Raw genomic sequence first — 24,060 nt, 5'->3', positions numbered from 1 at the left:
CGCGCGGCTTAGATTCCGGCGGGGGAGGAAGCCCGGATGCGACGGCGTGAATTTCTTGTCGGGGCAGCAATGCTCGCCGGTGCGATGGCGCGAAGCCGTGCTGCCGATATTCCCGCCCCCTCGTCCGAGGGGCTCGACCGCATCACGGCGTATTTCGACAACGAGGTGACGAGCGGCCGGCTGCCTGGCGCGGTGATCCTGGTCCAGCAGCACGGCAAGCCGGTCTATCTGAAGACCTTCGGCGTGCGCGACACCAGGACCGGCCTCGCCATGACGCCGGACACGATCTTCTCCATCCACTCCATGACCAAGCCGATCACCTGCCTTGGCGCGATGATGCTGATCGACGAGGGCAAGCTTGCGCTCACCGATCCTGTATCCAAATACGTTCCCCTCTTTGCCAAGACCAAGGTGGGCGTCCAGACCACCGATCCGCACGGCGAGCTCGAACTTGACTTCGTGGCGCCGGTCCGTCCCGTCAACATCGAGGATCTGCTGCGGCACACCTCGGGTATCAGCTACGACTATATCGGAGCCGAATGGGTCGAGCATGCCTACAAGGCGGCCGACATCTTCGAAGGTCCTTTCAACAACAGGGAGTTCGCCGACCGGATCGCCAGGCTGCCGCTGGCGCGTCAGCCTGGAACGCTGTGGCGCTACGGCCATTCCACCGACGTGCTCGGCAGCGTCATCGAGATCGTCTCGGGCCAGACGCTGTATCAATTCCTGAAACAGCGCATCTTCGACCCGCTCGGCATGAACAGCACCAAATTCGTGCTCGCGACCGAGGACGAGCTTGCGCGGATGGCGCGGCCGCTGCCGAACGACTTCATCCTGCTTGCCGGCGAACGCGAGCGCCTCGCCCATCCCGAATGGCAATCCGGCGGCGGCGGCCTGCTCTCGACCATCACCGACTATCAACGCTTCTCGCAGATGCTGCTCAACGGCGGCGAGTTCGCGGGCAGGCGCTACCTCAGCCCGGCCGCGTTCAAGGCCATGACGACCGATCACATCGGACCGGGCTCCGGCGTCGCACGCGACTATTTCTATTTCCCGGGCGACGGCTTCGGCTATGGCTACGGCCTTGCGGTGCGGACCGATCCCGGCAATGCGAAACCGCCGCCGCCGGGCTCGCTCGGCGAACTGAAATGGGACAGCGGCAGCGGCACCTATTTCGGCGTCGATCCCAAGCTCGACATGGTCTACCTCATGATGCAACAGACCCAGAACGAGCGCGGCCGCATCACACCCGCGTTCAAGGCGCTTGTCTACGACTGCTACCCACCCGCACTACGCCGCCCGTGAGGTGCGCTCACCGAAATCGGCAAGGAGCTTTCCGATCTCGGCCGCGGGCCGCGCGGCACTGAACAGGAATCCCTGCACCTCGTTGCAGCCCTCGGCGCGCAGCCAGTCGAGCTGATCTTCGGTCTCCACGCCCTCCGCGGTCGTGGTGATGTTGAGGCTGCGGCCGAGCCCCGAGATCGCGCGCACGATCGCGCCGCAGTCGGGCCGCTGCGCCAGATCCTTGACGAAGGAGCGGTCGATCTTGATCTTGTCGAAGGGAAAGCTGCGGAGATAGCTCAGGCTGGAATAGCCGGTGCCGAAATCATCCATGGAAATACCGACGCCGAGCTCGCGCAACTGATGCAGGGTCGCGAGATTGGCCTCGGTCTCCGCCAGAAAGATCGATTCGGTGATTTCGAGCTCGAGCCGCTTCGGCGACAGGCCGGACTGCGCCAAGGCCGAAATCACCACCTGAACCAGGTTGCGGCTGCGGAATTGGGCCGGCGACAGATTGACCGCGACCTTGACGTCGGCAGGCCATTTGACGGCCTCGGCGCAGGCTTCGCGCAACACCCACTCGCCGAGCTGGATGATGAGGCCGATGTCCTCGGCAACTGGGATGAACTCCGCCGGCGAGATCATGCCCTTGTCGGGGTGATGCCAGCGCAGCAGCGACTCGAAGCCCGAGATGCGGTCGGAGGCGATCGACACCAGCGGCTGATAGTGCAGCTCGAACTCGCCATTGGCGAACGCACGACGCAAGTCGAGCTCCATGTCACGGCGCCTCTGCGCCTGGAGGTCCATCTCGCGCTCGAAGAAGCGGTGCACGCCACCGCCATCGGACTTCGCCCGGTACAACGCCATGTCGGCATTGCGCATCAACTCTTCCGGCGTCGTGCCGTCGCCCGGCGACAGCGCGATGCCGATGCTGGCGCCGATCACCATCTCCTGCCCGTCGAGATCATAAGGTGCCTTCACCATGTCGATCAGCAAGGACGCGCAGGCGCTGGCCTCGTTCGGCGAGACGTCGGCGGCCAAAATGACGGCGAACTCGTCACCGCCGAGCCGCGCCGCGAGATTGGCGCCTCGGACCGCGGTGGTCAGGCGCTCGGCGACCTGCTTCAGCAGGCGATCGCCCACCGGATGACCGAAGGAATCGTTGATGTTCTTGAACAGGTCGAGATCCATGTAGAGCACGCCGACCCGTTTTCCATCGGCCTGGCCCAGCGCCTGCTTCAGGCGCTCCTGGAAGAACTCGCGGTTCGGCAGGTCGGTGAGCCCGTCATGGTGCGCCATATGTGCGATGCGGGCCTCGGCCTTGCGCCGTTCTGTGATGTCGACCACCGACACCAGATAGCCGTCGCGATCGTCGAAGGCGACGCGGCGGCCGAAGGTGAGCACCTCGATTTCGCTGCCGTCGGCGCGTAGATGCCGCCAGTTGCGCGAGGAGTGATAGGCGTCGCCGAGACGCTCCAGCGCCTCGGCGTGGCTGTCCCACTCGTCCTCCGGCCAGATCTCGTGCAGCTTCATGCGCAGGAAGGTGGCGCGGCCGTAGCCGTAATGCTGGACCGCGGCGTCGTTGACGCTGAGGAACGCCTTGGTCTGCGCGTCGAACACCCACATCGGCATCGGGTTGTTGTCGAACAGCAGGCGGAACGAGGCGTCGCGTCGCTTCAGCGCGGTGACATCGGAGATCGTCAGCGAAACCACGTCGGCGAAGGCGATCGCGCTGAGCCTGAGGTAGCGTCCCTCGCTCTCGATCTCGAGCTGCTCGCCTCGGCCGCTCAGAACGGCCTTGAACAGGAATTCCATCACCTCGGGCAATGCCAGCAGCGTGCCGCCCTCGCCGATCCGTCGCCACAACAGGCTTCCACTCGCAACCTTCAGCAGTGCGCCCGCGCTCTTGTTGTGATGCACGACCTGAAGATCGAACGGTTTGCCGCCCGCATCGCGCAGCATCACGAGGGAGACCACCGCATCTTCGGTCGAGGAAAAGATCGCGTCGAGGAGATTGTATTGCGCGCCGCGCTCGTTGACATAGGCGCCGACCAGTGTCGCACCCCAGCGCGAGGACGTCGGCAGCGCCAGCACGTCGTAGGTCCTGACCATGCCGTCGCGCACGCAATGCGCTCTTCCCCGGTGCGGCCGTCCGGTCGCAAGCGCGCTCGCCGCGGCTTCCGACAGCGCCGTGGCACAATCGGGCGACAGCGCGGCGACGGGAATGTCCCAGGCTTCCTCGCCGAGCCATTTCTGCACGTAGCGTCCGCTGCGCGACAATTCGAGCGCGCCGTCGTTCTTCAGCAGCGCGATGTGGTCGGAGAGCCGTCCGAGGCTGCCGAGCATCACGTCCTCATAGCGCGGCAGCCGCTCGCCCGGCTTCAATGCCGCATGCCATTTGCGCTGAAGCACCGGGATGTCGTCAAACATTTCGGTGGCCGGCTTTCCCGACACCCTCTTCGCGGCATTCATGGCAGTCCCCAACGCACTTTGCCGGCGCATCCAATGCAGACGCGCTTAACGACGTGTAAAGAGCGCGCGGGCGCGGGTTCCGTTCGGCGATTATGACAGTTTTAAGTCAGGCGTTGGTTAGTGGGCGTTAGAGACTATGACAGTTGTGCAAAGGCGATGCGCTCGTGTCCCGCACGCGGTGCAACGCCGCAACGCGCTCTTACATGGGCCCCGGCTCTGCAGCGCACCGCTTCGCGCTGCGTTCGGGGCACGAGGGTTGGAGCTTGGCACGCAGTTGCCTCCACGTCGTCATTGCGAGCGCCGCCCTCCAATTCGCAATTGAATTGCAGACACAGCTGCGCATCCTCGCGGCTCATCTCGCCCGAGTTTTGCTTGGTTGTCTCACCCTCGAATGAAAGGGCGCAGGGAAGGCCGGGAGCCGGTTGGCTCCCGTGGACCGCCATGCCGGACGCAAACTGCGTGCGCTTCGATGCATAGCGGGTAACAGGGCAACCGGAGACATCCCGGCCTTCCCTGCGCGGTGGTTGGAACGGCTTATGTCGTGATCTCCCCGGGGAGCGATGCACTATTGCCCCCGTCGCCTTGCGGATGGCTGATGCGCAAACCCGGTCGGGCCGCCACATCACCGCAACACTTGACGCACAGACCCCGGGCGCCAGGACCACACGATTTTGCCGTACGCTGATGGCACCGGTCGTATGCGCGACGACCCTGCTCACGGTTGCCCGCCCTGCAAGCCCGTTTGCGCCAACGCCATCTGCGTCCACCGCCGCCCGGCCCGCGTTCGTGACGATCGCGATACGCCCTCTTCCATGGGCCGGGTTGCGGCGACACATACGCCGTTTCCGAATTTCGATAAAGCGGAATATTTTCGGCGGGGTGTCTTGACCGATGGTTTGGGTGTTTTGCCCGACGGGCAACGCAAGGTCTGGTAGCCCTGAAGTTGGCTCCATCCGGGCTGCTACGGGTGCGTGCCTGCCAACCGCTCGATCACCAGATCCAGCAGCGCGCGCAGGCGAGCCAGGCGCTTGAGGTCGCGGTGATAGCCGACGAAGGTATCGCGGCCTGGCGGCGACGTACCGATGTCAAGCGCGACGAGGCGGCGATCGCGGTCGCCGAGCGGGCGCGGCAGCACCGCCAATCCGCCGCCGCTCGCGCAGAGCTCGGCCTGCGCCTGCCTGTTGTTGCTACGCGAAGCGACTTCCGCATTGGGCAGCGCGCGTTTCAGCCAGGCCGCATCGGGCATGTCGGCGAATTCGACGTTCATGGTCACGACGCGGACGCCACGCCCGTCGCCGGCGCGCGGCGGATTGCTGCCCTTCTTGCCATACAGCGCGTAGGGAATGTGCAGCAGCTTCCTGGAAATAATCTCCGGCTCGCTGAACGGCTTGATGCGAAAGACGAGATCGGCTTCGCGGCGCGGCAGGCTGTAGAGGCGCGCATCGGTCAGGAGCTCGACGGTCACCCTCGGATGACGCTTGCCGAAGGCGGCGATCACCGGCGCGAGCATCACCGTCCCGAACCAGTCCGACGACGACAGGCGCAAAAGGCCATCGAGCTGCGTCTCCGCGCCGGAGGCGTGACGCTGAAGGGCGAGCGCTTCCTCCTCGATCCGCTCGGCATGGCGCAGCACGACGGTGCCTTCGTCGGTGAGGACGAAGCCGTCGGCGGTGCGCTGAAACAGCGCCTGCCCCAACGCCTGTTCGAGCGCGCGAAGCCGCCGGCCCATGGTCGGCTGGGTCTGGCCGATCTTTCGCGCGGCAGCCCCAAGCGTGCCTTCGCGTGCGATCGCCAGGAAGATGCGCAGATCGCTCCAGTCCATCGGGAACCCCCATGCAATAATGCACGGTGATCGTACATCATCGTTTCTTTCCATGCAAAAATTCATGGGCATATTGGAGGGCGACAACGGAGCAGAATGATCATGACCAAACGATCGACAATGCGTGCAGCCGTGCTGGAGGCGCACAACGCGCCGCTGCGACTCTCGATCATCTCCACGCCCGAAATCGGCCCGCGCGAGGTGCTGGTCCGGGTGCGCGCGAGCGGGGTCAATCCGCTCGACACCAAGATCCACGCCGGCGCGGCGCCGCATGCGCGGCATCCGCTGCCTGCGATCCCCGGGATCGATCTCGCCGGCGTGGTCGAGCAGGCCGGGCGCGAGGTGACGCGGTTCAAGCCGGGCGATGAAGTCTATGGCATGACCGGTGGCGTCGGCGGCGTGCAGGGATCGCTGGCCGAATTCGCCGCAGTCGATGCCGACCTGCTGGCACCGAAGCCCGCCAATCTCAGCATGCGGGAAGCGGCAGCCCTGCCCCTGATCTTCATCACGGCCTGGGAAGGCCTGATCGACCGCGCCTCGCTAAAGGCCGGCCAAAAGGTGTTGATCCATGGCGGCGCCGGCGGCGTCGGCCATGTCGCGATCCAGATCGCGTGCGCCTTCGGAGCGAACGTGTTCGCGACCGGCTCGGCGGCGCAGCGCGCCACGATCGAAGGTTTTGGCGCGATGTTCATCGACCGCAACACGCCCGTCGAAACCTATGTTGCGCAGCATACCGACGGCCGCGGATTCGACGTCGTCTACGACACCGTCGGCGGCAAGGTGCTCGACGCCTCCTTTGAAGCGGTACGCCGCTTCGGCCATGTGGTGAGTGCGCTCGGCTGGGGGACACACGCGCTTGCGCCGCTGTCGTTCCGCGCCGCAACCTATTCCGGCGTGTTCACGCTGCTGCCGCTGCTGTCGGGCGAAGGGCGCGCCCATCATGGGGAGATCATGATGGAGGCGACGCGCCTGGTGGAGGCGAGCAAGTTGGTGCCGCTGCTCGATCCCAGGCATTTTACGCTGGAGAATGTCGGCGACGCCTATGCGCTGATCCGCGATCACGCAGCGAAGGGCAAGCTGGTCGTCGACGTCTGAAGCGCGATGCGATCAGGATGGGTCGTCATCGCGCTTCAGGTTGTCATTCAAGCATGACCTTTTCGGAAAACCGCTGCGCACTTTTCCGGATCATGCTTCAGGCAAGCCTGTTGCCCGTTGGCGCCGCTAGTCCTCGCTGGACGCGGCGGAGCGGTTGCGCAGATAGGCCTGCGACAACAGAAAGAACAACGCGCGCTCGCCTTGATATTTGGCAGACGGCCGGGTGCGCTCGAAGCCATCGGCAAATATCTTGCCGGACTGGTCGCACACCTGCCATCGCCAGCCAAACCGCTTGCGCCTCGTAAGGATCACTTCGAACATGCCGACGGGCTTGGTCCCTGCTCCTTGCCGGTCTCGCAGACGCACAGGCCTGCTCCGGCTACCCCCATTAGATGGATTCCCGACATATAACCCAGCGCGGTGGAAAGAGAATAAAATAGATGATCGGAAATTCGTACCGTGCACCAGAGTGTGACGAAGCTGCGAGGTGAGGGAATAAGCCCTGGTCAGCGGTGTTACCTCCGTCCCCAAGCGGCCATTTGGTCAAAACACGGGGTGCGGCGGCGAAGAGCGGTTGCTTCCCGCACCGGGGACCGATCTGGCGGTAACGAGAGATGCACGTCCGTGCGCTGGATGAGAACCGATCGTGCGGTGCGTCAAGTCAGGCTGTGCGCAGTGTCGCCTGGCTTCTAAAGCGCGATGCGATCAGTCGGAAAACCGCTATGCACTTTTCCGGATCATGCTTCAGCGCGCGACGACTTCGACTTCGCCGTCGACGCCGTTGACGACGTTGAAACCGCGCTCGTAGACCTTGCCCTCGTTCTTGGCGATAGCACGGTATTCTCCTTCGGAGAGCACGACGCGCGGGAAGGCGCCGATCGATTCCTTGATGACGTCGCCGCCGGGGGTCAGCACCGACCAGGCGGTGTTGGCGAGCGCCTCGCCGCCCCTGTCGCTGACCAGCTTGAGGGTGATGACCGCGGCGCGGTGGGTGATGGTGACGTCGGTGAGCTTGCCGGCCTGGACGCGGATGTCCGAGCGCACCACCGAATTGGCGTCGCCGTAGTTGGAGACGATGTAATAGGTGCCCTCCGGAATCAGCACGACGTCACCGGCGGCGACGTTCGGCACCAGCGATGCGCGCTCGCCGGATTCGAACTGGCTGCCCTTGTAGATCGCGAACGAGATCTGGTTCTGCGGAATGCGGCTGGTGCCGACGCGGCCCTCGATGCGCAGGCCGCCCGCCGGCAGCACGAAGGATTCGCGGTCCGTCTCCGCCTTCAGGGCGACGGTGCGCACCGCGCTGACGAGGCCGAAGGCAACATGCACGACGTAATTGCCGGGCGGCAGCACGATGTTTGGCGTGGCGTTGCGGTCCTCGCGGATCAGCTTGAAGGTGCCGTTCTCGTCGGGACGGTCGGCGAACACGCGCCAGACCAGGCCGCTGGTGATGGGCGGAGAGTCCTTGCCGTACTTCGCCGTCAGCGACAGCACGCCCTGCCCCGGCACGGCCGCGTTCAGCGGGGCGGCCGGTGGCACGGTCGTGACCGCGGGCGGCGGCATGCTGGGCGTCGCGGGCTGCATCAGCGTCGGCGGCAGGCTTGGGGGTCCCGCGCCAGGGCCGGAGGGCGGCGCCAGGCTGACGGCGCCGCCGGGGTCGGGCACCGATGCCGGCGGTACCGGCGGCGGACGATCGGAGAAAAGCTGCGCCTGCGCAACAGTTTGGCCTGAGGTAACCAGGCACGCGGCAAGGATCAGCGCTGGCAGCAGCCTGCCGCTGCGCCGCCATCCGATGATGCCGTCACCCCCGCGTGTCATGCCCCCTGCTTTTCACCGAAAACGCGGCAAATTCAAGCCTCTGAAACCGCAGGAAATACGGCCGCGCGCACGATCGCTGGAACCCGATTGACGCTTGCGTGATTACCCCGGAGCCAGCCATCTCTCGCCATACTCCTGCCCCGTGCCCTTCGCAAAGCGGCATAAACCATGCTTCACCCCTGATGTGGCGGAGCGCAGCAGCGGTGCCTAGTCTGGTGATAAGGGCTGGCCTCGGCGTTAGGAGGGTTTCGGTGCTGGACAGATTGAAGGGTCGGGGCTCCAATGGCGAGAAGGTGGGACTCGGCAGCATCCGCCGGCCGGTCATCGGCCTTGCCCTCGGCGGCGGCGCGGCGCGCGGCTTTGCCCATATCGGCATCCTGAGGACCCTTATTGCCAATGGGATCGTGCCCGATGTCGTGGTCGGCACGTCCATCGGCGCCGTGGTCGGCGGCCTCCACTCGGCCGGACGGCTCGATACGTTCGAGGAATGGGGGCGCAGCCTGCAAGGGATGCGCAACATCCTCGGCTATCTCGATATCCGTCTCAACGGCTCCGGCCTGCTCGGCGGCGAGAAGCTCGCGAGCCGGCTCGAGGAGGCGATCGGGCACATCCTGATCGAGGACCTGCCCATCAAGTTCGCGAGCGTCGCAACCGAGGTTCGCACCGGCCACGAGATCTGGCTGACGCGCGGCCGCGTGGTCGATGCCATGCGCGCGTCCTACGCCCTGCCCGGCATCTTCGCGCCCGTGCTGATCGGCGACCGCTGGCTGGTCGACGGCGCGCTGGTGAACCCGGTGCCGGTCTCGGCCGCCCGCGCGCTCGGCGCCGAAATCGTCATCGCCGCAAATCTTTCCAGCGACATCTTCACCCATTCCACGACGATCTATTCGCACGGCGCAGTGCCGGCTCCGGTGGTGCCGGAGGCCGAGGAACCGGTGGCCAAGCGGCGCTTCCCGCGCCTGTTCTCGCCCGAGAAGACGATGAAGCGACAGTTCTTCGGCGGCAACGGCCGGCCCGGCATCTCCTCGGTGATGGTGGATGCCTTCAACATCATGCAGGACCGCATCACCCGCGCCCGCCTCGCCGGCGATCCTCCCGACATGCTGATCACCCCGCGAGTCGGCCAGTTCGGCTGGTTCGACTTCCACCGCGCCGAGGACCTCATCGCCTTCGGCACCCGCGCCGCCGAGCGCGCGCTGGATTCGATCCAGGAGGCCATCCATGTGCTGGCGCCGGCGCCCGAGGGCACCGCGCCGAAAGCACGGGAATCAGGTCAATTGTGAGGTCGGTCAGGCCGTCTTGATGTAGTCGCGCAGGGCCTCCTGCTCCGACTCGTATTCCTGGACCCGGCGCTTGACGATGTCGCCGATCGAGATCAGGCCGACCACCTTGCCGTTGTCGATCACGGGCAAATGGCGGAACTTGCCCGACGTCATCATCTCCATCAGCTCGGCCACGGTGTCGGTCTCCTTGCAGGTCACGACCTTGCTGGTCATGACGTCCGAGACCGGCGCCTCCAGCACGCCGGCGCCGCGCTCGCCCAGCACGCGCACAATGTCGCGCTCCGACAGGATGCCCTCGAGCCGGCTCTGGTTCATCACCAGCACCGCGCCGATCCTCTTCTCAGCGAGCAGCGTGATCGCGGCGGCCAGCTTGGCGTCGGGCTCGACGCTCACGATCTGGTGCCCCTTGGTGTTCAGAATGGAACGTACCGTCATTGCAGCCTCCCTGAATCGGAGCCGTCCGCCCTTGAGGCGATCCGAACTTGTTCTTCGAGTCTTCAACTAACAGTTTTGGCGCCGGTTTCACGCTCAGGCGCGTTGCGAAGCATCGCCGCTAGCGGCTTCGATACATTGTTCTCGGGGATGATGGATGAATTCGGGCCGCGCCGCAAGCGCCGCTTCAAATACGGTTTGAAATGTCCTGTGATGACGCATCCGCAGCATCGCCTCGAACGCGCGGCACGGGATCGAACAGGGCGAACAGCAGCAGGCCGGCAAAGAAGCCGCCGATATGCGCCTGCCAGGCGACGCTCGTGGTCTCGGAATCGATCCCGATCGCGCCGACGCCGAAGATGATGTTGACGCCAAACCAAACGCTGAGGAAGCCGATCACCCGTCCGTCGCGCAGCGCGCGCGACAGCGGCAGCGCTGGAACTTTTGCGGCGGTATCGGCGTCCGAACGGCTGAACGACAGGAAGCTGCCGCGGACGAAGGCGAAGCGGATTGCGGCTGCCATCGCGCCCGACACCGAGGCTGAGGCGCCGATCATCGGGGCCACCGCATGCTCGTGGGTGATGAGATGGGCCAGCGCGCCGGCCGCCGCCGTCACCGCCAGGAAGACGAAGAACCTGACCGCGCCGAAGCGCCGCGCCAGCGCGCTGCCGAACGGCAGCAGCCACAGCACGTTGAAGCCGAGATGGGTCAGATTGGCGTGCAGCAGCGAATAGGTGACGAAAGTCCAGACCTTCGCACCCGCCCCGCCCGGGATCTGCAGATTGAGCAGCGAGGAATCGTAGCGCTTCGGGATGAAGCCGAACACGTCGATGGTCCAGTTCTCGAGCTCCGGCGGCAGCAACACCCGCAGATGGATCACCGCCAAAAGCAGGATATAGGCGGTCAGCGCCGCGGGCAGCGTCAGGATCGGCTCGCGCGGAGCCTCCTCGACGACGGCAGGCACATCCGGCTGAGGACCTTGCGGCGACGAATCTTGCGGGGAATCCAAGGCAGCTTCGCTTTCAGGCGCGATCGGAGCGGTAGGCTTGGAGATAGTCGCCTTTACCGTCCCTGCGCAAGTGCACAAACGGAAAAGGCAGGGCCCTGGGAAGCCCTGCCTGTCCGTGTCGGTCTTCCGGTGGCCGGAGAGATAAGGAGTATCCCCACCCCTCCCCGCGGCCCGTGACCAAACTGTTTGACGCTCCTAAGTACAGGCCTTGCCGAGAACCTGGAGAAAGCGGCGAGGCTTGCGACCGCGGTCACCATAACAGGCACGCGGCCGGCACAAAGCGCATAGTTAATTTAACGTTAACGACGCAAAGGCAGGCACAAGAGGGCCGAAAACGCCGCTGCGGCATGGACGCTGCAAATCCCCTCCTGCACAACAAGAGAAGGGATCGCGGGTGCACTGAAGCGGGACAGGTTTGTCCCGTGAGGTCGCGCCCGGGGGTTAGCGTTCAGACATGAAACATCCGTCGAGCCGCGCGTTCTTCGCGTATTGGAACAAGAAGCGCGGCACTGCGCGAGCCCCTGACCGGGCCGACATCGATCCGGCTGCGGTCCGCGGCCTGCTCGGCGATATCTTCGTGCTGTCCTGCGAGCCGAACCTCGGCTTCCCGTTTCGCGTCGCCGGCACGCGCGTCTGCGCGCTCGCAGGAACGGACCTCAAGGACCAGAGCTTTGCGGCGCTGTTCACTGACGCGAGCCGCAGCGAGATCGAGGAGATCACGACAATCGTCGCCGACGAGACGCTCGGCGCGAACGCCGGCGTCACCGCGGTGCGCGAGGACGGCAGCAAGGCGCATCTCGAACTGCTGCTGCTCCCCTTCAACGCCCGCCCGCACACGCCCGTGAGCGTGACGGGCGTGCTCGCGCCGTTCGACGACGAATGCGGCACGCTCTCCGCCTTCACCCTCACCTCCTGGCGCTACCTGCACCAGCCGGAGAAACTCCTGCCGCGCGCCATCCGCAAATTGCAGATCGCACGCGGGCTGATGGTTTATGAGGGGCTGAGATAGTCTCCGCCGCCCGTCGCGCGACAAGCCAACGCGCGGATGGCCGCTTTTGCCGGATTTGCGTCATTCCCGATGTCGTCGCCAGCGGTTAGCTTCCGCCTCGCGTGAAGCAGCGAGGATCGGGCGACACCATGATGATATGGCGCATTCTGGCGTGGTCCGGCGTCGGCTGCGTGGCACTGCTGGCGGCGATCGGTGGAACCTGGCTGTTCCTGCTGCCTAGCTCGCCGGCTCAGGGGACCGCGCCTGCGATATCCAGAGACGAGACCGAGGCGACGCTTGCGGCGTTGAAGCCGCCGAAGCGCAAACGTCCCCTGATCGCCATCGTCGGCATCAACGAGATGAGCGAGACCACCGACTATCTGATGCCGTATGGCATCCTCGCGCGCGCCGATGTCGCCGACGTCCTCACATTGGGGACGCAGCCCGGACCTGTCGCGCTCTATCCCGCGTTGAAAGTGCAGCCGCACGCGACGATCGCCGAGTTCGATGCTGCGCATCCCGACGGCGCGGATTACGTCATCGTGCCGGCGATGAGCCGCGAAGACGATGCCGTGGCCCTGCAGTGGATCAAGAGCCAGGTCGGCAAGGGCGCGATCGTCATCGGCGTCTGCGTCGGCGCCATGGTCGTTGCCAATACCGGGCTGCTCGACGGGCGCCGGGCCACCACGCACTGGTATTCCGTGCGCGATCTGCAAAAGCATCCTGCGATCCGCTATGTCGCGGACCGCAGGCTGGTGGTCGACCGCGGCGTCGCGACGACGACCGGCATCACCGCATCCATGCCGATGGCCCTGACCCTGGTCGAGGCCATTGCCGGCCGCGCCAAGGCGCTAGCCGTCGCCCGCGACATCGGACTTGCCGAATGGGATGCGCGCCACCGCAGCGAAGCCTTCCGGTTCACACGCCCCTTTGCACTGACGGCGATCGCCAACACGCTCGCATTCTGGAACCGCGAGCAGCTCGGCATCGCGCTGACGCCTGATATCGACGAGGTGTCGCTTGCGCTGATCGCCGATGCGTGGTCGCGCACCTATCGCTCGCACGCCCTCACCTTCGCCGCCACGGCGGAGGCGCGGACGAGCCGCAGCGGCCTCCGCATCCTGCCGGACAGGATCGCGGCCGACTGGCCGGCAAAGCAGACGCCGCCGGCCGCCGTCGACCTGCCGCCGGCGCGAGCGCTGGACCAGACGCTGCAATCCATCGATGCGCGCTACGGGCCACGCACGGCCGACTTCGTCGCGATGCAGCTCGAATATCCGAGATGACGGCGCGGCAACGCGCCGGCTGTCGCGTGCAACCGCCGACGCACCGTGTTTGCGCAGAGCGCCGTTACGGCATCGCCAGATGCCAGGCGCCGTTCAAGAAGCCGTCGCCGGTGATGTCGCCGGGCTTCTGGTCCTTGGCGAAAGTGTAGAGCGGCTTGCCCTTGTAGGCCCACTGCTTCGAACCATCGTCGCGAGTGATGATGGTGTAGCCGTCGCCGGCGGCGTCGCTCGCTTCGGCCTTCAGCACCGGCCAGTTCGTCGCGCACGGACCGTTGCAGGCCGACTTGCCGTCCGCATCCTTGTCGAAAGTGTAGAGCGTCATGCCCTTGGCATCGGTCAGCACGTTGCCCTTGTCGGTCTTGCCCGTCTTGGTCGGCGGGGCGGCAAAGGCGGCGGGAACGATCGCGAACGATATTGCCAGCGCGAGCGCGAGGCGGATCGAGGACGTCATGATATCTCCTGTCATGCAATTGACCTGCATGGGTAGGACGCCGCACGCGGCCTCGTATTCCTCGGATCGCAGAAAGATATTTTTCGCTGCGCGCGCCAACGCGGCGGAATAAACTGGACCAACCGAGACGTAACGACGGATCGACATGAGCAAGCCGCACTGGCGTCCCGCGCACACCTCCGATCTGCCCGCGATCAGCGCCATCGCGGCGCGGATCCATCCTGATCTTCCTGAAAGCCCCGAGGTGTTCGCGGAGAAGATGCGGCTCTATCCCGACGGATGCCGCGTGCTTGTCGCCGACGACGAGATCGCCGGCTACGGGCTCGCACATCCCTGGAAGCAGCATCAGATCCCGCCGCTCGATCGATTCCTGGAACGACTCCCCGGGGATGCAGACTGTCTCTACGTGCACGATATCGCCGTGCTGCCGGATCGGCGCGGCGGCGTTGCGCGCGCCTATGTGACCGGGATCATGGAGCTGGCGCGCGCATCCGGCATCGCGGCGCTCGCACTTGTCTCGGTCTACGCCACGCGGCCGCTATGGGAGCATCTCGGCTTTCGTCCGGTGACGGCAGACGCGGCACTGCGCGCGCAGCTCGCCTCCTACGGGGAAGGCGCGACCTATATGCGGCATGACCTCACCGCGGCGTAGCGTTCCTGCCCGACCGCCCCGCTGCAGATGACGTCGCCGGTCCAATCCGGCGGCCTCATCGTCGTCTGTCCTGAATGGCGGCGGCTCAGCCGCGATGCTTCTTCTTCGTCTTCTTTCCCGGCGCGCCCTTCACCGGCCAGGGCGTCACCGACGGCTCCGCGCGGGCCTGCTTGTCGCGATGCTTCTTCTTTCCAAGAGGCGGCGTATCGCCGAATCGCGGTCCGCGCTCGCCGGACGGTTTGCCGCGCGGCTTGAATTCACGTGCCTCGCGCGGGCGCTCGTCGCGGCGTTCGCCATCGGCTCTCTCGCGAGCCGGCGCGTGTGACCGTTCCTCCGACGGTGCCTGTCGTTGAGGCGCCTCCGCCATCGGCTCGATGCGGATGCTGTCTTCCTTGTCCGGACGCTTGATCTTGGCGGCGAACGACTCCGCCGCCCGCTCGGAAATCTCGAACTCGGTCGTGGTGTCCATGATCTTGATGGCGCCGATGTCGCGCTTGTCGATGCCACCGCGGCGGCAGATCATCGGCAGCAGCCAGCGCGCCTCCGCGTTCTTGCGCCGTCCGATGGCGGCGCGGAACCAGACGCTGCCTTCCGCCATGCCGTGTTTCGACGATGCTTTACCAGCCTTCGGTCGGAGCCGCGCTGGGCGATCCTCGCCATCCGCGCCTTGAGATCTGTCGCGACCGCGATCGTCGCGCGTCCGGCCGCTTCGCTCGCCGGGATCGATGATGTCCTCGGGAGATGGCAGCCGCGCACGGTAAAGCCGCGCGAGTGCGGCGGCGATGTCCTCCGCCGAGCGTTCGGCCAGCAGCGCCTGCGCGAGCACCAGATCGTCGGCCGTCGTCTCCTCGGTGAACAGCACGTCCTTCATGCGCGCGTGATCGAGCTTGCGGATTTCGTCGGCTTGCGGTGCCGTACCCCAGACGGCATCGATGCCGGAGACGCTGAGCAGCATCTCGGCACGCCGCCGACGTGCGGGCGGCACCAGGAGGACGCTCGTGCCCTTGCGGCCCGCGCGCCCGGTGCGGCCCGAGCGATGCTGCATCACTTCGGCGTCGTTGGGCAGATCGGCATGAATGACGAGGTCGAGGCTCGGCAGATCGATGCCGCGGGCGGCGACGTCGGTCGCGACGCAAACGCGGGCGCGCCCGTCCCGCAGCGACTGGAGCGCCAGGGTGCGCTCATTCTGCGTCAATTCGCCGGAGAGAGCGACGACCGAAAAGCCGCGCTCCAGCAGCGCCGCCTGCAAATGCCTGACGGCATCGCGCGTGCTGCAGAACACCAGAGCGCTCGGCGCCTCGTAGAAGCGCAGCACGTTGACGACGGCGTGCTCGACGTCGGCGGGCGCGATGCGGATCGCGCGATACTCGATGTCGGCGTGACCGCCTTCGTCACCGGCGACCTCGATCCGGAAGGCGTCGCGCTGATATTGCCTCGCCAGCGCGACGATGCCGCGCGGAAACGTCGCCGAGAACAGCAGCGTGCGGCGCGTCTCCGGCGTGGTCTCGAGAATGAATTCCATGTCCTCGCGAAAGCCGAGATTGAGCATCTCGTCGGCCTCGTCGAGCACGACGGCGGCGAGTTCGGAGATGTCGAGACGGCCACGGCGCAAGTGATCGCAGAGCCGGCCGGGCGTGCCGACGACGATGTGAGCGCCCGCCGCCAGCTCGCGCTGCTCGCGCCGCGGATCCATGCCGCCGACACAGGAGACGACGCGCCCGCCGGCATGCCCGTAGAGCCAGGCCAGCTCGCGCTGAACCTGAAGCGCGAGCTCGCGGGTCGGCGCCACGATCAGGGCGAGCGGCGCTGCCGCGGGCCCGAACTGCTCGGCGTCATCAAGAAGATTCTTCGCGATGGCCAATCCGTAGGCGACGGTCTTTCCGGAGCCGGTCTGGGCCGACACCAGAAGGTCACGGCCGCTGGCGTCGTGGGCAAGCACGGCGAGCTGGACGGGGGTCAGTGAATCATAGTTCCGCTCGGCCAAAGCGCGGGCGAGCGGCGGGGTCAGGGCCGGAAGGGACACGAGATGGAGAACCTTGGTTGATTCAGGCGCGGAACGGTGATCCGGCGAACCTGAGCTGCATGCGCGGCGAACGGCTTGGCCGCACGCTGGCGATTTGATCTGGGCGCTCTTTACGCCAAGCGCTCGGAAATCACCATGCCTATGTTGCATGGCTCGGCGCAGAGAGCCGCGTCTCAAGGTTGCAGCAGCCTCTTGCGGCCACCTCCATTAACCTGAGACCGGCCGGATTCTCATGGGAATGACCGCGTGACGCCCTCCGTCAAACGCAGCTGCGGCACTGGATGCGAGCCCTTGCCGCATCGGCAATTCGATCCCAGATCGAGCCTGACGGAAGAACAAGACCGAGGGACACATGAACGACGGAGTATCGCTTGCCGGCAAGCTCGCGACCTTTGACGATTTCTGGTCGCCGCGCACGGTCACGACCTTCAACGATTGCGACGTGATGGTAGTGAAGGTGAAGGGCGAGTTCACTTGGCACAGGCACGACGACACTGACGATTTCTTTCTCGTCCTCAAAGGCAATCTGGACATCGAACTGCGGGATCGGACGGTAACCCTCGGTCCAGGCGAACTCTACGTCGTGCCCAAGGGGGTCGAACATCGCCCGGTAGCCCGCGAGGAGGTTCATCTTCTGCTGATCGAGCCGACCGGGACGCCGAACACCGGCGACAAGGCAACCGCAGCGGCCCGCAAGCTCGCATAGCGGACCACTTGCTCGGCGTCATCGGTCGTGCGCTCAGATATCCGCGTACACCTCGAGCAGATTGCCGTCGGGATCGCGGAAGAACAGCGTGCGATGGCCGAAGGACTGGTCCGTCGGCGGCGACAGCAGCGCCACGCCTTGACGCAGCAGTTCATCGGCGCATTGATCGACTTCGGCGGCGGAGACCTTGAAGGCCAGTTGCAGCGAGGCGCTGCCCGCCGGGATCGGCGCATCGGAGGCAGTCCGGCTCGGCCTCGCCAAGGCCAGCGTGTTGCTGCCCAAGCCGTATTCGATCCAGTTCGGCGACAGTTCGCGCAGCAGCGGAAAGGCGAGGACGTCTTCGTAGAAGCGGCGCATCGCTGCCATGTCGCGCACGAAGATGACGGTGTAGTCAATGGCGCGGATGGCGCTGAAGGGGGAGCGTCGGTTTGGGTCGTCAGTCTCTTCGTTTGTCATTTCATCGTGCAATCCAAACTCCGACACGTAGCCCGCATGAGCGAAGCGAGATGCGGGAATCATCAGCAAGGCCCCGGATATCGCTTCGCTCATCCGGGCTACGCATCCTCATCCCACCAGCTCCGGCCACGGCACGATGGTCGATTTCACCGTCTTCATCGCCATCGCATCCCTCACCGCCTGCGCGACGCCCTCTTCCGTGAACGGATAGATCGTCTGCATCTTCAGCCACGGGTATTTGTCGCGCGTCCGGTAGAGCATGTCCACGCCGAGCGGCAGATCGTTGCCGGTAAAACCCCAGGATCCGAGCACGTTGATATCCTTGGTGCAGATGCGGTGCCAGGAGGTGTCGATCGAGCCGGCGTCGGTGAACTGGCCCATCTCGACATAGGTGCCGCCGTCGCGCAGCATCTCGATGCCTTCGGGTCCGGCGGTCGGGTGGCCCGAGCAGTCCATCACGAGATCGGCGCCGAAGCCGCCGACGATTTCCCGTACGCGTGCGATGCGCTCCTGCGGCGACTTGAGGTCCTCGATGTTCACCGTCGCCTCCGCGCCGAACTCGCGCGCCAGCTTGAGCCGCGGCTCCTCCGGCGCGCCGACGCAGACGACGCGCCCTGCTCCCATTTCCTTTGCGGCTGCGACCGCCAGAATGCCGATCGGGCCGGAGCCCTGGATCACCACGGTGTCGCCCCAGCTGAAGCCGCCGGCGCGCGTCGCGCGATTGAAGGCGCGGATGCAGGAAGTCAGCGGCTCGGACAGTGCGCCGAGCCGAAACGACATGTCGTCGGGCAGCTTGTAGATCTTGGTGCCCGGCAGCATGTCGAGATCGACATAGACGTATTCGGCCCAGCCGCCCCACAGGTGCGGCGCCTTGTCGAAGCCGAGATAGCGGCCGTAATAGACCGGGGTCAGGCACTTGTTCGCGGTCTGCGGATAGTGGATGCAGTAATAGCAGCGGCCGCAGGGCATCAGCGGCGGGATCATCACCTTCGAGCCGACCTCGAGCGGCTTGCTCATGAAGTCCTCGGTGAACTCATCGCCGCATTCGACGATGACACCACCGAGTTCGTGGCCCAGCGTGAACGGCCATGGCAGCGGCTTCGGCCAATGGCCTTTCAGAATATGCAAATCGGTGCCGCAGACCCCGCAGGCGCCGACCTTGATCAGCGCGCCCTTGCGGCCGACCTTCGGCCACGGCACGGTGCGGATGACGGGCTCTGAGCCCGGCCCTGCATGGGTGCAGACGCGGATGGATTCCATGGCTGTTTCCTCGATCCCCCGCTTGTTGTGATTTGTGGTGCGGACGTATCGCGAAGCTATCATAGCTCAGCCAGCGAAGGCGGAAGTGGCCTATGTGACCGGCGCACCCTCATTGCGCTGCAAGCGCCCGCATTTCGGCAAGATATTTGCAACGACGCAAGCAGTGCCGCAGCAAATCCATTTCGGGGAGCCCATGACAGACAACACACGCGCGCTCTTCGATCGCTGGGAGCGGGTTTGGCATGAGGGGCGATTTGACCTCATCCCGGACTGTGTCGGATCGCATTACATCCGTCATGACGAAGGAGGCGACCGGACCGTCACCCGGGACGCGTATGCTGCGGAATTGCAGACTGTGCACCGAGACCGGCCGGGAATCCGCGTCGTGGTGTATGATCATTCTTTCTCGACCGACCGTGCGTGGTTCCGATTTGCATTCGTTTGGCCAGATCCCACGACCGGCGAGAAGCGTAGTCGCGCCGGCATGCAAAGCTATCGTATTGAGGGCGGCAAGCTGGCCGAGACCTGGATCACGATGCTTGGTCTTGGAACCACATGGGCCGACGAGCCCCAGGAAAGCTGGACCCGCCGCAAGGAATGAGGAGAGCTCAGGTTCGGGACGTCGCTCGTCCGCCCGTCGCGATTTGCGGCGCCGGAGCACGGTCGATAGCGCAACGAAGTCACGGCTACCAAGCAAGGCATGGCTGGTCTTCGTCCACGTGCAAAGTCTTGAGCCGTCGCCAGCGAACGTGTAAGGCGCCAAGAGTCCCACTCAGGTCATCCCGTGAATCCCCTCCCCCAAAATCCCATGGCCGCATCCGGATCGTTTGCGGCGATGAAGTCCGTGCCCTACCGTCTCCAGTTCGCCTCTTACGTGCTGGCGATGATGGCGGACAATATCGAGCATGTGATCAGCTATTGGGTGGTGTTCCAGAAATTCCATTCGCCGACGCTGGGCGGGTTTGCCGTGCTGTCGCACTGGCTGCCGTTCCTGCTGTTCTCCGTCGCGGTCGGTAGCCTCGCCGACCGGTTCGATCCGCGCCGCATCATCCAGTGCGGCATGCTGCTGTTCATCGTCGCCTCCGCCGGATGGGGCCTCTTCTTCCTGACCGATACGATCCAGATGTGGCACGCGATGCTGCTCCTGGTGATCCACGGCTGTGCCGGCGTGCTCTGGCAGACACCGAACCAGCTGTTGCTCTACGACCTCGTCGGCCCGGCCGATCTGCCGAGCGCGGTGCGGCTGAACGCTATGGCGCGCTATCTCGGCATCCTGGTCGGACCTGCGGTCGGCGGCATCATCATGCTGACGCTCGGTCCCTCGCACGGCATCATCTTCAACACGCTGTTCTATCTGCCGATGCTGCTTTGGCTGTTCTGGGCCCCGGTCAGGGACAAGAGCGTGGCGGCGCGCCGCTTCGCCGTGCGCGGCCTTGCCGACATCGTGCTCACCATCCGCGCGATCGGCACCCAGCCCGTGCTGTCGGCGATGACGTGGCTTGCCGGCCTCACCTCCTTCATGATCGGCAACGCCTATCACGCCCAGATGCCGGGCTATGCCGGCGATCTCGGCCATGGCGATCCCGGCGTCTCCTACAGCGTGCTGCTCGCGGCGGATGCGGCCGGCGCGCTGCTGGCCGGCATCGCACTGGAATCCTGGGGACGGCTGAAGGGCACTCCGCGCACCGCAATCACGCTGGCGATGCTGTGGAGCGTGGCGCTGCTCGGCTTCGCACTGGTGCCGGTCTATCCGGTCGCGATTGCGCTGCTGTTCCTTGCAGGCTTCTTCGAGCTCTCCTTCAACACCATGGCGCAGGCGCTGGTGCAACTGAACGCGCCGCACGACATCCGCGGCCGCGTCGTCGGCCTTTACAACATGGCCGGGCTCGGCATGCGGGCCTTCAGCGGCATCACGGTCGGGGTAGCAGGCGCGGCGATCGGCATCCACTGGTCGCTCGGGCTCTCGGCCGCCGTGCTGCTGGCGCTGCTGCTCTTGCTGTATCAGCGCGCGGCGAAGGCGGCGTGAGGGCGCAGCGTTACGACACAGCCGATTGACTCCGGCGTCCCCTCACCGCACGCTCAAGTCTTTTGGGAGATGGGGCATTGCGCAATCGCTGGGGCATTCTTGCGATCCTGTTCGTCGTGCGCCTCACCATCGCGTTCCAGTTCCAGAGTGTTGCGGCGGTCGCCCCGCTGCTGCAACAGACCTTCGGCGTCGGCCTTGCCGATATCGGCATCCTGATCGGGCTCTATTTCACGCCGGGCGTGGTGCTTGCGCTGCCGGGCGGCGCGATCGGCCGCACGCTCGGCGACAAGCCGACCACCATCGCCGCGCTGCTGCTGATGACTGCGGGCAGCCTCGTCATGGCCGTCACCGACGTCTGGAGCTGGCAGATGGCGGGCCGGCTCGCCTCCGGCGCCGGCGGCGTGCTGCTGACGGTGCAGCTTACCAAGATGGCCGCCGACTGGTTCGCCGGAAAGGAGATCGCGACCGCGATGGCGATCTTCGTCAATTCCTGGCCGGCCGGTGTCGCGATCTCGCTGCTGGTGCTGCCGGCGATCGGCACCGCCCATGGTGCGGGCGCCGTATTCCTGTCCGCGGGCGCACTGACCGCGATCGGCATTCTGCTGGTCGCGTTCTACCAGCCGCCACCCGGAGCTGCCGTCAGCGCGGCCGGCTCGAGCCGGCTCGATCCGCTCGCCCTGCTGGCGGTGGTCGTCGCCGGAGTGATCTGGGGCCTCTATAATGTCGGCTTCGCCATGATCTTCTCGTTCGGCCCGACGCTATTGGCCGAGCGCGGCTGGAGCATCGCCGCGGCGGGCTCGGCGATCAGCGTCGTGATGTGGTTGTCGGTGATCTCTGTGCCAGCAGGCGGCTATCTCGCCGACCGCTTCAAGCGACCCTTTATATTGGCGATCGGGGCCAGCCTCATCGTGGCAGGACTGCTGGCCTGGCTGCCGCGATCGGACGCGGTGATCACCATCCTGATCCTGATCGGCCTGATCGGAGGCCATCCGGCCGGCCCGATCATGAGCCTCGCCGCCCGCGTGCTCGCCCCGGACACCAGGGCGATCGGGATGGGCGTGTTCTACACCCTCTTCTATGCGACCATGATGCTGGGCCCGGCGGTGGCTGGGCGGCTCGCCAAATCGGCCGGGACTGCCGCGGTCGCGCTCGACCTCGGCGCGCTGACGGTGCTGGCGTGCCCGCCCCTGATGTGGCTTTTCGAGCGCATCGTGTCTGTCCGTTGCCGCCGCGCCCAATCCTAACGCGGCATTAACCCTATGCACCTTAGGGTCGTCCCGGACTCCGCCCGGGCGGGGGGTCGGGTGTTGAAAATGGCGTTGGCGAACAAAAAATTTCTTCCGGCCGCCGAGGAGCGCAGGCGCTTCCAGCGGGTGAAGGTGCACCTGCTCGGCCGCTACATGCTGCCGGACCGCCGGGAATTCCCCTGCCAGGTGATCAACATGTCGCCGGGCGGCCTCGCTTTGCTCGCGCCCGGCATCGGCAATGTCGGCGACCGCGTCGTCGCCTATCTCGACCATATCGGCCGCGTCGAGGGCAAGATCACCCGCATCATCGACAACGGCTTCGCCATGACGATCGGCGCGACGCCGAGGAAGCGCGACAAGCTTGCGGCCCAGCTGACCTGGCTCGCCAATCGCGACATCCTCAACCTGCCGGAGGACCGCCGCCACGACCGTATCGTGCCGCGCAACCCCATCGCGGTGCTGACGCTCGAGGACGGCACCAAGATGACGTGCCGCATCATCGACCTTTCCTTGTCCGGTGCTGCCATTGCCGCGGAGAACCGCCCGCCGCTGAAATCGACGGTTCTGCTCGGCCGGGTCCAGGGCCGCGTGGTCCGAAACATCGAAGACGGCTTCGCGCTGGAGTTCCTGCACGAGCAGCCGATCGAGACACTCGAAGAGAGCGTTACCGCGCGGTAAAGCGCGCGGACGCGAAAACCTCATTACTTCCAATCTGGAAGGCGGCCTCCGGGATGCGGACGCCGCCTTTTTCACGTCCCGCGGCGGCCGCCTTGCGGTTAACGCGTCGGTCGCGGTTGGGCGCGAATGCCGCTTCCGCCAGCGTTTTCGCGTTAATCGGTAAAATTTGAATCGATTGCAGTCATATCGAATTTTATTCGAATTCGATTCAAGTATAGATCGAATTCGCTGCGCCTTTTACTTGCATTCGTCTCGACTTGACTTGGTTGACTTAGCGGCAACTCAAAAGCTCCATGCGAAATGTGGTCCCAACAAGAAACGGGGACCGCAATGTTTGACTTCAGGGGACAGGGGAAGAGGCTGGCGCTGGTCGCCATGCTCTTCGGGATCAGCGCGGCGGCGCAGGCTGGCGAAAGCCGTCTGCTCTACGCGAGCCTCGGCGACACCACGCGTGCGCCGATCGGCTGGGTCGAGTTCTGCGCGGACAACGCCGCCCAGTGCCAGGGCGCACCGATGCAGCCGCGCGACATCGTGCTGTCGCAGGCCGCATGGCGCGACCTCGTCAAGGTCAATCGCTGGGTCAACGAGACCGTCAAGCCTTTGACCGACCAGGAGCACTGGGGCGTGATCGAGAAGTGGTCGCTGCCATCAGACGGCTACGGCGACTGTGAAGACTACGTGCTGTTGAAGCGCAAGATGCTGATCGACGCCGGATGGCCGCGCCAGGCCCTGCTGATCACCGTCGTGCGCGACAAGAAGGGCGAAGGCCACGCGGCGCTGACGGTGAAGACCGACAAGGGCGAGTTCGTTCTCGACAATCAGAACGAGAACGTCGTCGCCTGGACGGAGACCGGCTACCGCTTCGTCAAGCGCCAGTCGCAGAGCGATCCCAACGTCTGGGTCTCGCTCGGCGATACCAAGCCGGCGGTCTCCACCGCCAGCGCCAAGGATCAGTAGGAACGAGACAACGAGTTACGCGGCCCGGTCACATCCCCACCCCTCCCCGTCCCAGACCGGTTCGCGCGCGCCCAGCCATCCCCCAATGGCTGGGCGCAACTTTTTTGGGGATGCACGA

General features: G+C 65.5%; 22 protein-coding genes. 12 read left to right on the top strand and 10 right to left on the bottom strand.

Annotated features, from left to right (window positions below; all coding sequences use genetic code 11):
- Positions 1-36: 36 nt before the first annotated feature.
- Positions 37-1,305 (top strand): serine hydrolase domain-containing protein, encoded by a 1,269-nt coding sequence (locus EDE08_RS24010; protein WP_131871154.1) that lies wholly within the window; start codon positions 37-39, stop codon positions 1,303-1,305.
- Here EDE08_RS24010 and EDE08_RS24005 read toward each other — a convergent pair.
- Together EDE08_RS24005 and EDE08_RS23995 are read right to left on the bottom strand one after the other, a co-directional pair.
- On the bottom strand, positions 1,291-3,753 hold the full coding sequence (locus EDE08_RS24005) for a putative bifunctional diguanylate cyclase/phosphodiesterase (protein ID WP_131871155.1): 2,463 nt from the start codon (positions 3,751-3,753) through the stop codon (positions 1,291-1,293). The two genes, EDE08_RS24010 and EDE08_RS24005, sit on opposite strands and share 15 nt — an antisense overlap.
- Positions 3,754-4,714: 961 nt before the next feature.
- Entirely contained in the window at positions 4,715-5,575 is an 861-nt protein-coding gene (locus EDE08_RS23995) for a LysR family transcriptional regulator (RefSeq protein WP_131871156.1), read from the bottom strand.
- Between the two features lie 102 nt (positions 5,576-5,677).
- Between EDE08_RS23995 and EDE08_RS23990 the strand changes: the two genes are divergently transcribed.
- Complete coding sequence (locus EDE08_RS23990) at positions 5,678-6,670, top strand: zinc-dependent alcohol dehydrogenase family protein (protein ID WP_245524873.1); 993 nt, start codon at positions 5,678-5,680, stop codon at positions 6,668-6,670.
- Between the two features lie 126 nt (positions 6,671-6,796).
- Here EDE08_RS23990 and EDE08_RS38570 read toward each other — a convergent pair whose 3' ends face one another.
- Together EDE08_RS38570 and EDE08_RS23980 are read right to left on the bottom strand one after the other, a co-directional pair.
- Entirely contained in the window at positions 6,797-7,036 is a 240-nt protein-coding gene (locus tag EDE08_RS38570; RefSeq protein WP_239624609.1) for a hypothetical protein, read from the bottom strand.
- A 378-nt stretch (positions 7,037-7,414) separates the two neighbouring features.
- Positions 7,415-8,488: an RgsD C-terminal domain-containing protein gene (locus tag EDE08_RS23980; protein WP_131871157.1), complete on the bottom strand. Its 1,074-nt coding sequence runs from the start codon at positions 8,486-8,488 to the stop codon at positions 7,415-7,417.
- Positions 8,489-8,739: 251 nt separating this feature from the next.
- Here EDE08_RS23980 and EDE08_RS23975 point away from each other — a divergent pair, with 251 nt between their 5' ends.
- On the top strand, positions 8,740-9,771 hold the full coding sequence (locus EDE08_RS23975) for a patatin-like phospholipase family protein (protein ID WP_165936137.1): 1,032 nt from the start codon (positions 8,740-8,742) through the stop codon (positions 9,769-9,771).
- A 6-nt stretch (positions 9,772-9,777) separates the two neighbouring features.
- Here the strand turns inward: EDE08_RS23975 and EDE08_RS23970 are convergent, their stop codons facing one another.
- Both EDE08_RS23970 and EDE08_RS23965 read right to left on the bottom strand, forming a co-directional pair.
- Positions 9,778-10,206 carry a CBS domain-containing protein gene (locus EDE08_RS23970; protein ID WP_131871159.1) on the bottom strand — a complete coding sequence of 143 codons (429 nt, stop codon included), beginning with the start codon at positions 10,204-10,206 and terminating at the stop codon, positions 9,778-9,780.
- Positions 10,207-10,390: 184 nt separating this feature from the next.
- Complete coding sequence (locus EDE08_RS23965; RefSeq protein ID WP_131871160.1) at positions 10,391-11,212, bottom strand: rhomboid family intramembrane serine protease; 822 nt, start codon at positions 11,210-11,212, stop codon at positions 10,391-10,393.
- 454 nt (positions 11,213-11,666) lie between these two features.
- Between EDE08_RS23965 and EDE08_RS23960 the strand changes: the two genes are divergently transcribed.
- Both EDE08_RS23960 and EDE08_RS23955 read left to right on the top strand, forming a co-directional pair.
- Positions 11,667-12,221, top strand: coding sequence for a PAS domain-containing protein (locus tag EDE08_RS23960; protein WP_131871161.1), 555 nt, complete (start codon positions 11,667-11,669; stop codon positions 12,219-12,221).
- Positions 12,222-12,352: 131 nt separating this feature from the next.
- Positions 12,353-13,486, top strand: a complete 1,134-nt coding sequence (locus EDE08_RS23955; protein ID WP_131871376.1) for a DJ-1/PfpI family protein — start codon at positions 12,353-12,355, stop codon at positions 13,484-13,486.
- A gap of 64 nt (positions 13,487-13,550) precedes the next feature.
- Here EDE08_RS23955 and EDE08_RS23950 read toward each other — a convergent pair whose 3' ends face one another.
- Positions 13,551-13,937 carry a COG4315 family predicted lipoprotein gene (locus EDE08_RS23950; RefSeq protein ID WP_207913074.1) on the bottom strand — a complete coding sequence of 129 codons (387 nt, stop codon included), beginning with the start codon at positions 13,935-13,937 and terminating at the stop codon, positions 13,551-13,553.
- A 145-nt stretch (positions 13,938-14,082) separates the two neighbouring features.
- On the opposite strand from EDE08_RS23950, the gene EDE08_RS23945 reads away from it, so the two are divergent.
- On the top strand, positions 14,083-14,589 hold the full coding sequence (locus tag EDE08_RS23945) for a GNAT family N-acetyltransferase (RefSeq protein WP_131871163.1): 507 nt from the start codon (positions 14,083-14,085) through the stop codon (positions 14,587-14,589).
- An 85-nt stretch (positions 14,590-14,674) separates the two neighbouring features.
- On the opposite strand, the gene EDE08_RS23940 is transcribed toward EDE08_RS23945, so the two are convergent.
- Complete coding sequence (locus EDE08_RS23940) at positions 14,675-16,612, bottom strand: DEAD/DEAH box helicase (RefSeq protein ID WP_131871164.1); 1,938 nt, start codon at positions 16,610-16,612, stop codon at positions 14,675-14,677.
- 352 nt (positions 16,613-16,964) lie between these two features.
- Here EDE08_RS23940 and EDE08_RS23935 point away from each other — a divergent pair, with 352 nt between their 5' ends.
- Positions 16,965-17,318, top strand: a complete 354-nt coding sequence (locus EDE08_RS23935; protein ID WP_131871165.1) for a cupin domain-containing protein — start codon at positions 16,965-16,967, stop codon at positions 17,316-17,318.
- Between the two features lie 33 nt (positions 17,319-17,351).
- Here the strand turns inward: EDE08_RS23935 and EDE08_RS23930 are convergent, their stop codons facing one another.
- Positions 17,352-17,774 carry a VOC family protein gene (locus tag EDE08_RS23930; RefSeq protein ID WP_131871377.1) on the bottom strand — a complete coding sequence of 141 codons (423 nt, stop codon included), beginning with the start codon at positions 17,772-17,774 and terminating at the stop codon, positions 17,352-17,354.
- A gap of 108 nt (positions 17,775-17,882) precedes the next feature.
- A complete protein-coding gene (locus tag EDE08_RS23925) occupies positions 17,883-19,034 on the bottom strand; it encodes a zinc-binding dehydrogenase (protein WP_131871166.1) in 1,152 nt (383 codons plus the stop codon).
- Between the two features lie 85 nt (positions 19,035-19,119).
- Here EDE08_RS23925 and EDE08_RS23920 point away from each other — a divergent pair, with 85 nt between their 5' ends.
- From EDE08_RS23920 to EDE08_RS23900, 5 genes are all read left to right on the top strand, one after another.
- The gene (locus EDE08_RS23920) at positions 19,120-19,635 is read left to right on the top strand and encodes a nuclear transport factor 2 family protein (protein ID WP_245524872.1); all 516 of its coding nucleotides are present in this window, start codon (positions 19,120-19,122) and stop codon (positions 19,633-19,635) included.
- A 207-nt stretch (positions 19,636-19,842) separates the two neighbouring features.
- Positions 19,843-21,060, top strand: a complete 1,218-nt coding sequence (locus tag EDE08_RS23915; protein WP_131871167.1) for an MFS transporter — start codon at positions 19,843-19,845, stop codon at positions 21,058-21,060.
- Between the two features lie 77 nt (positions 21,061-21,137).
- Positions 21,138-22,304, top strand: coding sequence for an MFS transporter (locus tag EDE08_RS23910; protein WP_131871168.1), 1,167 nt, complete (start codon positions 21,138-21,140; stop codon positions 22,302-22,304).
- A 69-nt stretch (positions 22,305-22,373) separates the two neighbouring features.
- Entirely contained in the window at positions 22,374-22,985 is a 612-nt protein-coding gene (locus tag EDE08_RS23905; protein ID WP_061882830.1) for a PilZ domain-containing protein, read from the top strand.
- Between the two features lie 330 nt (positions 22,986-23,315).
- A complete protein-coding gene (locus tag EDE08_RS23900; protein WP_165936136.1) occupies positions 23,316-23,942 on the top strand; it encodes a transglutaminase-like cysteine peptidase in 627 nt (208 codons plus the stop codon).
- Positions 23,943-24,060: the final 118 nt, after the last annotated feature.

It is taken from the genome of Bradyrhizobium sp. R2.2-H (genome assembly GCF_004346455.1).
GTDB lineage: Bacteria > Pseudomonadota > Alphaproteobacteria > Rhizobiales > Xanthobacteraceae > Bradyrhizobium > Bradyrhizobium diversitatis.
Note: the sequence above shows the minus strand (reverse complement) of the source record. Positions and strands in the feature narration are given on the sequence as shown.

Coding starts and splice junctions, on each gene's coding strand:
- EDE08_RS24010 (WP_131871154.1), top strand. CDS start 37: ATGCGACGGCGTGAATTTCTTGTCGGGGCAGCAATGCTCGCCGGTGCG.
- EDE08_RS24005 (WP_131871155.1), bottom strand. CDS start 3,753: ATGAATGCCGCGAAGAGGGTGTCGGGAAAGCCGGCCACCGAAATGTTT.
- EDE08_RS23995 (WP_131871156.1), bottom strand. CDS start 5,575: ATGGACTGGAGCGATCTGCGCATCTTCCTGGCGATCGCACGCGAAGGC.
- EDE08_RS23990 (WP_245524873.1), top strand. CDS start 5,678: ATGACCAAACGATCGACAATGCGTGCAGCCGTGCTGGAGGCGCACAAC.
- EDE08_RS23980 (WP_131871157.1), bottom strand. CDS start 8,488: ATGACACGCGGGGGTGACGGCATCATCGGATGGCGGCGCAGCGGCAGG.
- EDE08_RS23970 (WP_131871159.1), bottom strand. CDS start 10,206: ATGACGGTACGTTCCATTCTGAACACCAAGGGGCACCAGATCGTGAGC.
- EDE08_RS23960 (WP_131871161.1), top strand. CDS start 11,667: ATGAAACATCCGTCGAGCCGCGCGTTCTTCGCGTATTGGAACAAGAAG.
- EDE08_RS23955 (WP_131871376.1), top strand. CDS start 12,353: ATGATATGGCGCATTCTGGCGTGGTCCGGCGTCGGCTGCGTGGCACTG.
- EDE08_RS23950 (WP_207913074.1), bottom strand. CDS start 13,937: ATGACGTCCTCGATCCGCCTCGCGCTCGCGCTGGCAATATCGTTCGCG.
- EDE08_RS23945 (WP_131871163.1), top strand. CDS start 14,083: ATGAGCAAGCCGCACTGGCGTCCCGCGCACACCTCCGATCTGCCCGCG.
- EDE08_RS23935 (WP_131871165.1), top strand. CDS start 16,965: ATGAACGACGGAGTATCGCTTGCCGGCAAGCTCGCGACCTTTGACGAT.
- EDE08_RS23930 (WP_131871377.1), bottom strand. CDS start 17,774: ATGACAAACGAAGAGACTGACGACCCAAACCGACGCTCCCCCTTCAGC.
- EDE08_RS23925 (WP_131871166.1), bottom strand. CDS start 19,034: ATGGAATCCATCCGCGTCTGCACCCATGCAGGGCCGGGCTCAGAGCCC.
- EDE08_RS23915 (WP_131871167.1), top strand. CDS start 19,843: ATGGCCGCATCCGGATCGTTTGCGGCGATGAAGTCCGTGCCCTACCGT.
- EDE08_RS23905 (WP_061882830.1), top strand. CDS start 22,374: ATGGCGTTGGCGAACAAAAAATTTCTTCCGGCCGCCGAGGAGCGCAGG.
- EDE08_RS23900 (WP_165936136.1), top strand. CDS start 23,316: ATGTTTGACTTCAGGGGACAGGGGAAGAGGCTGGCGCTGGTCGCCATG.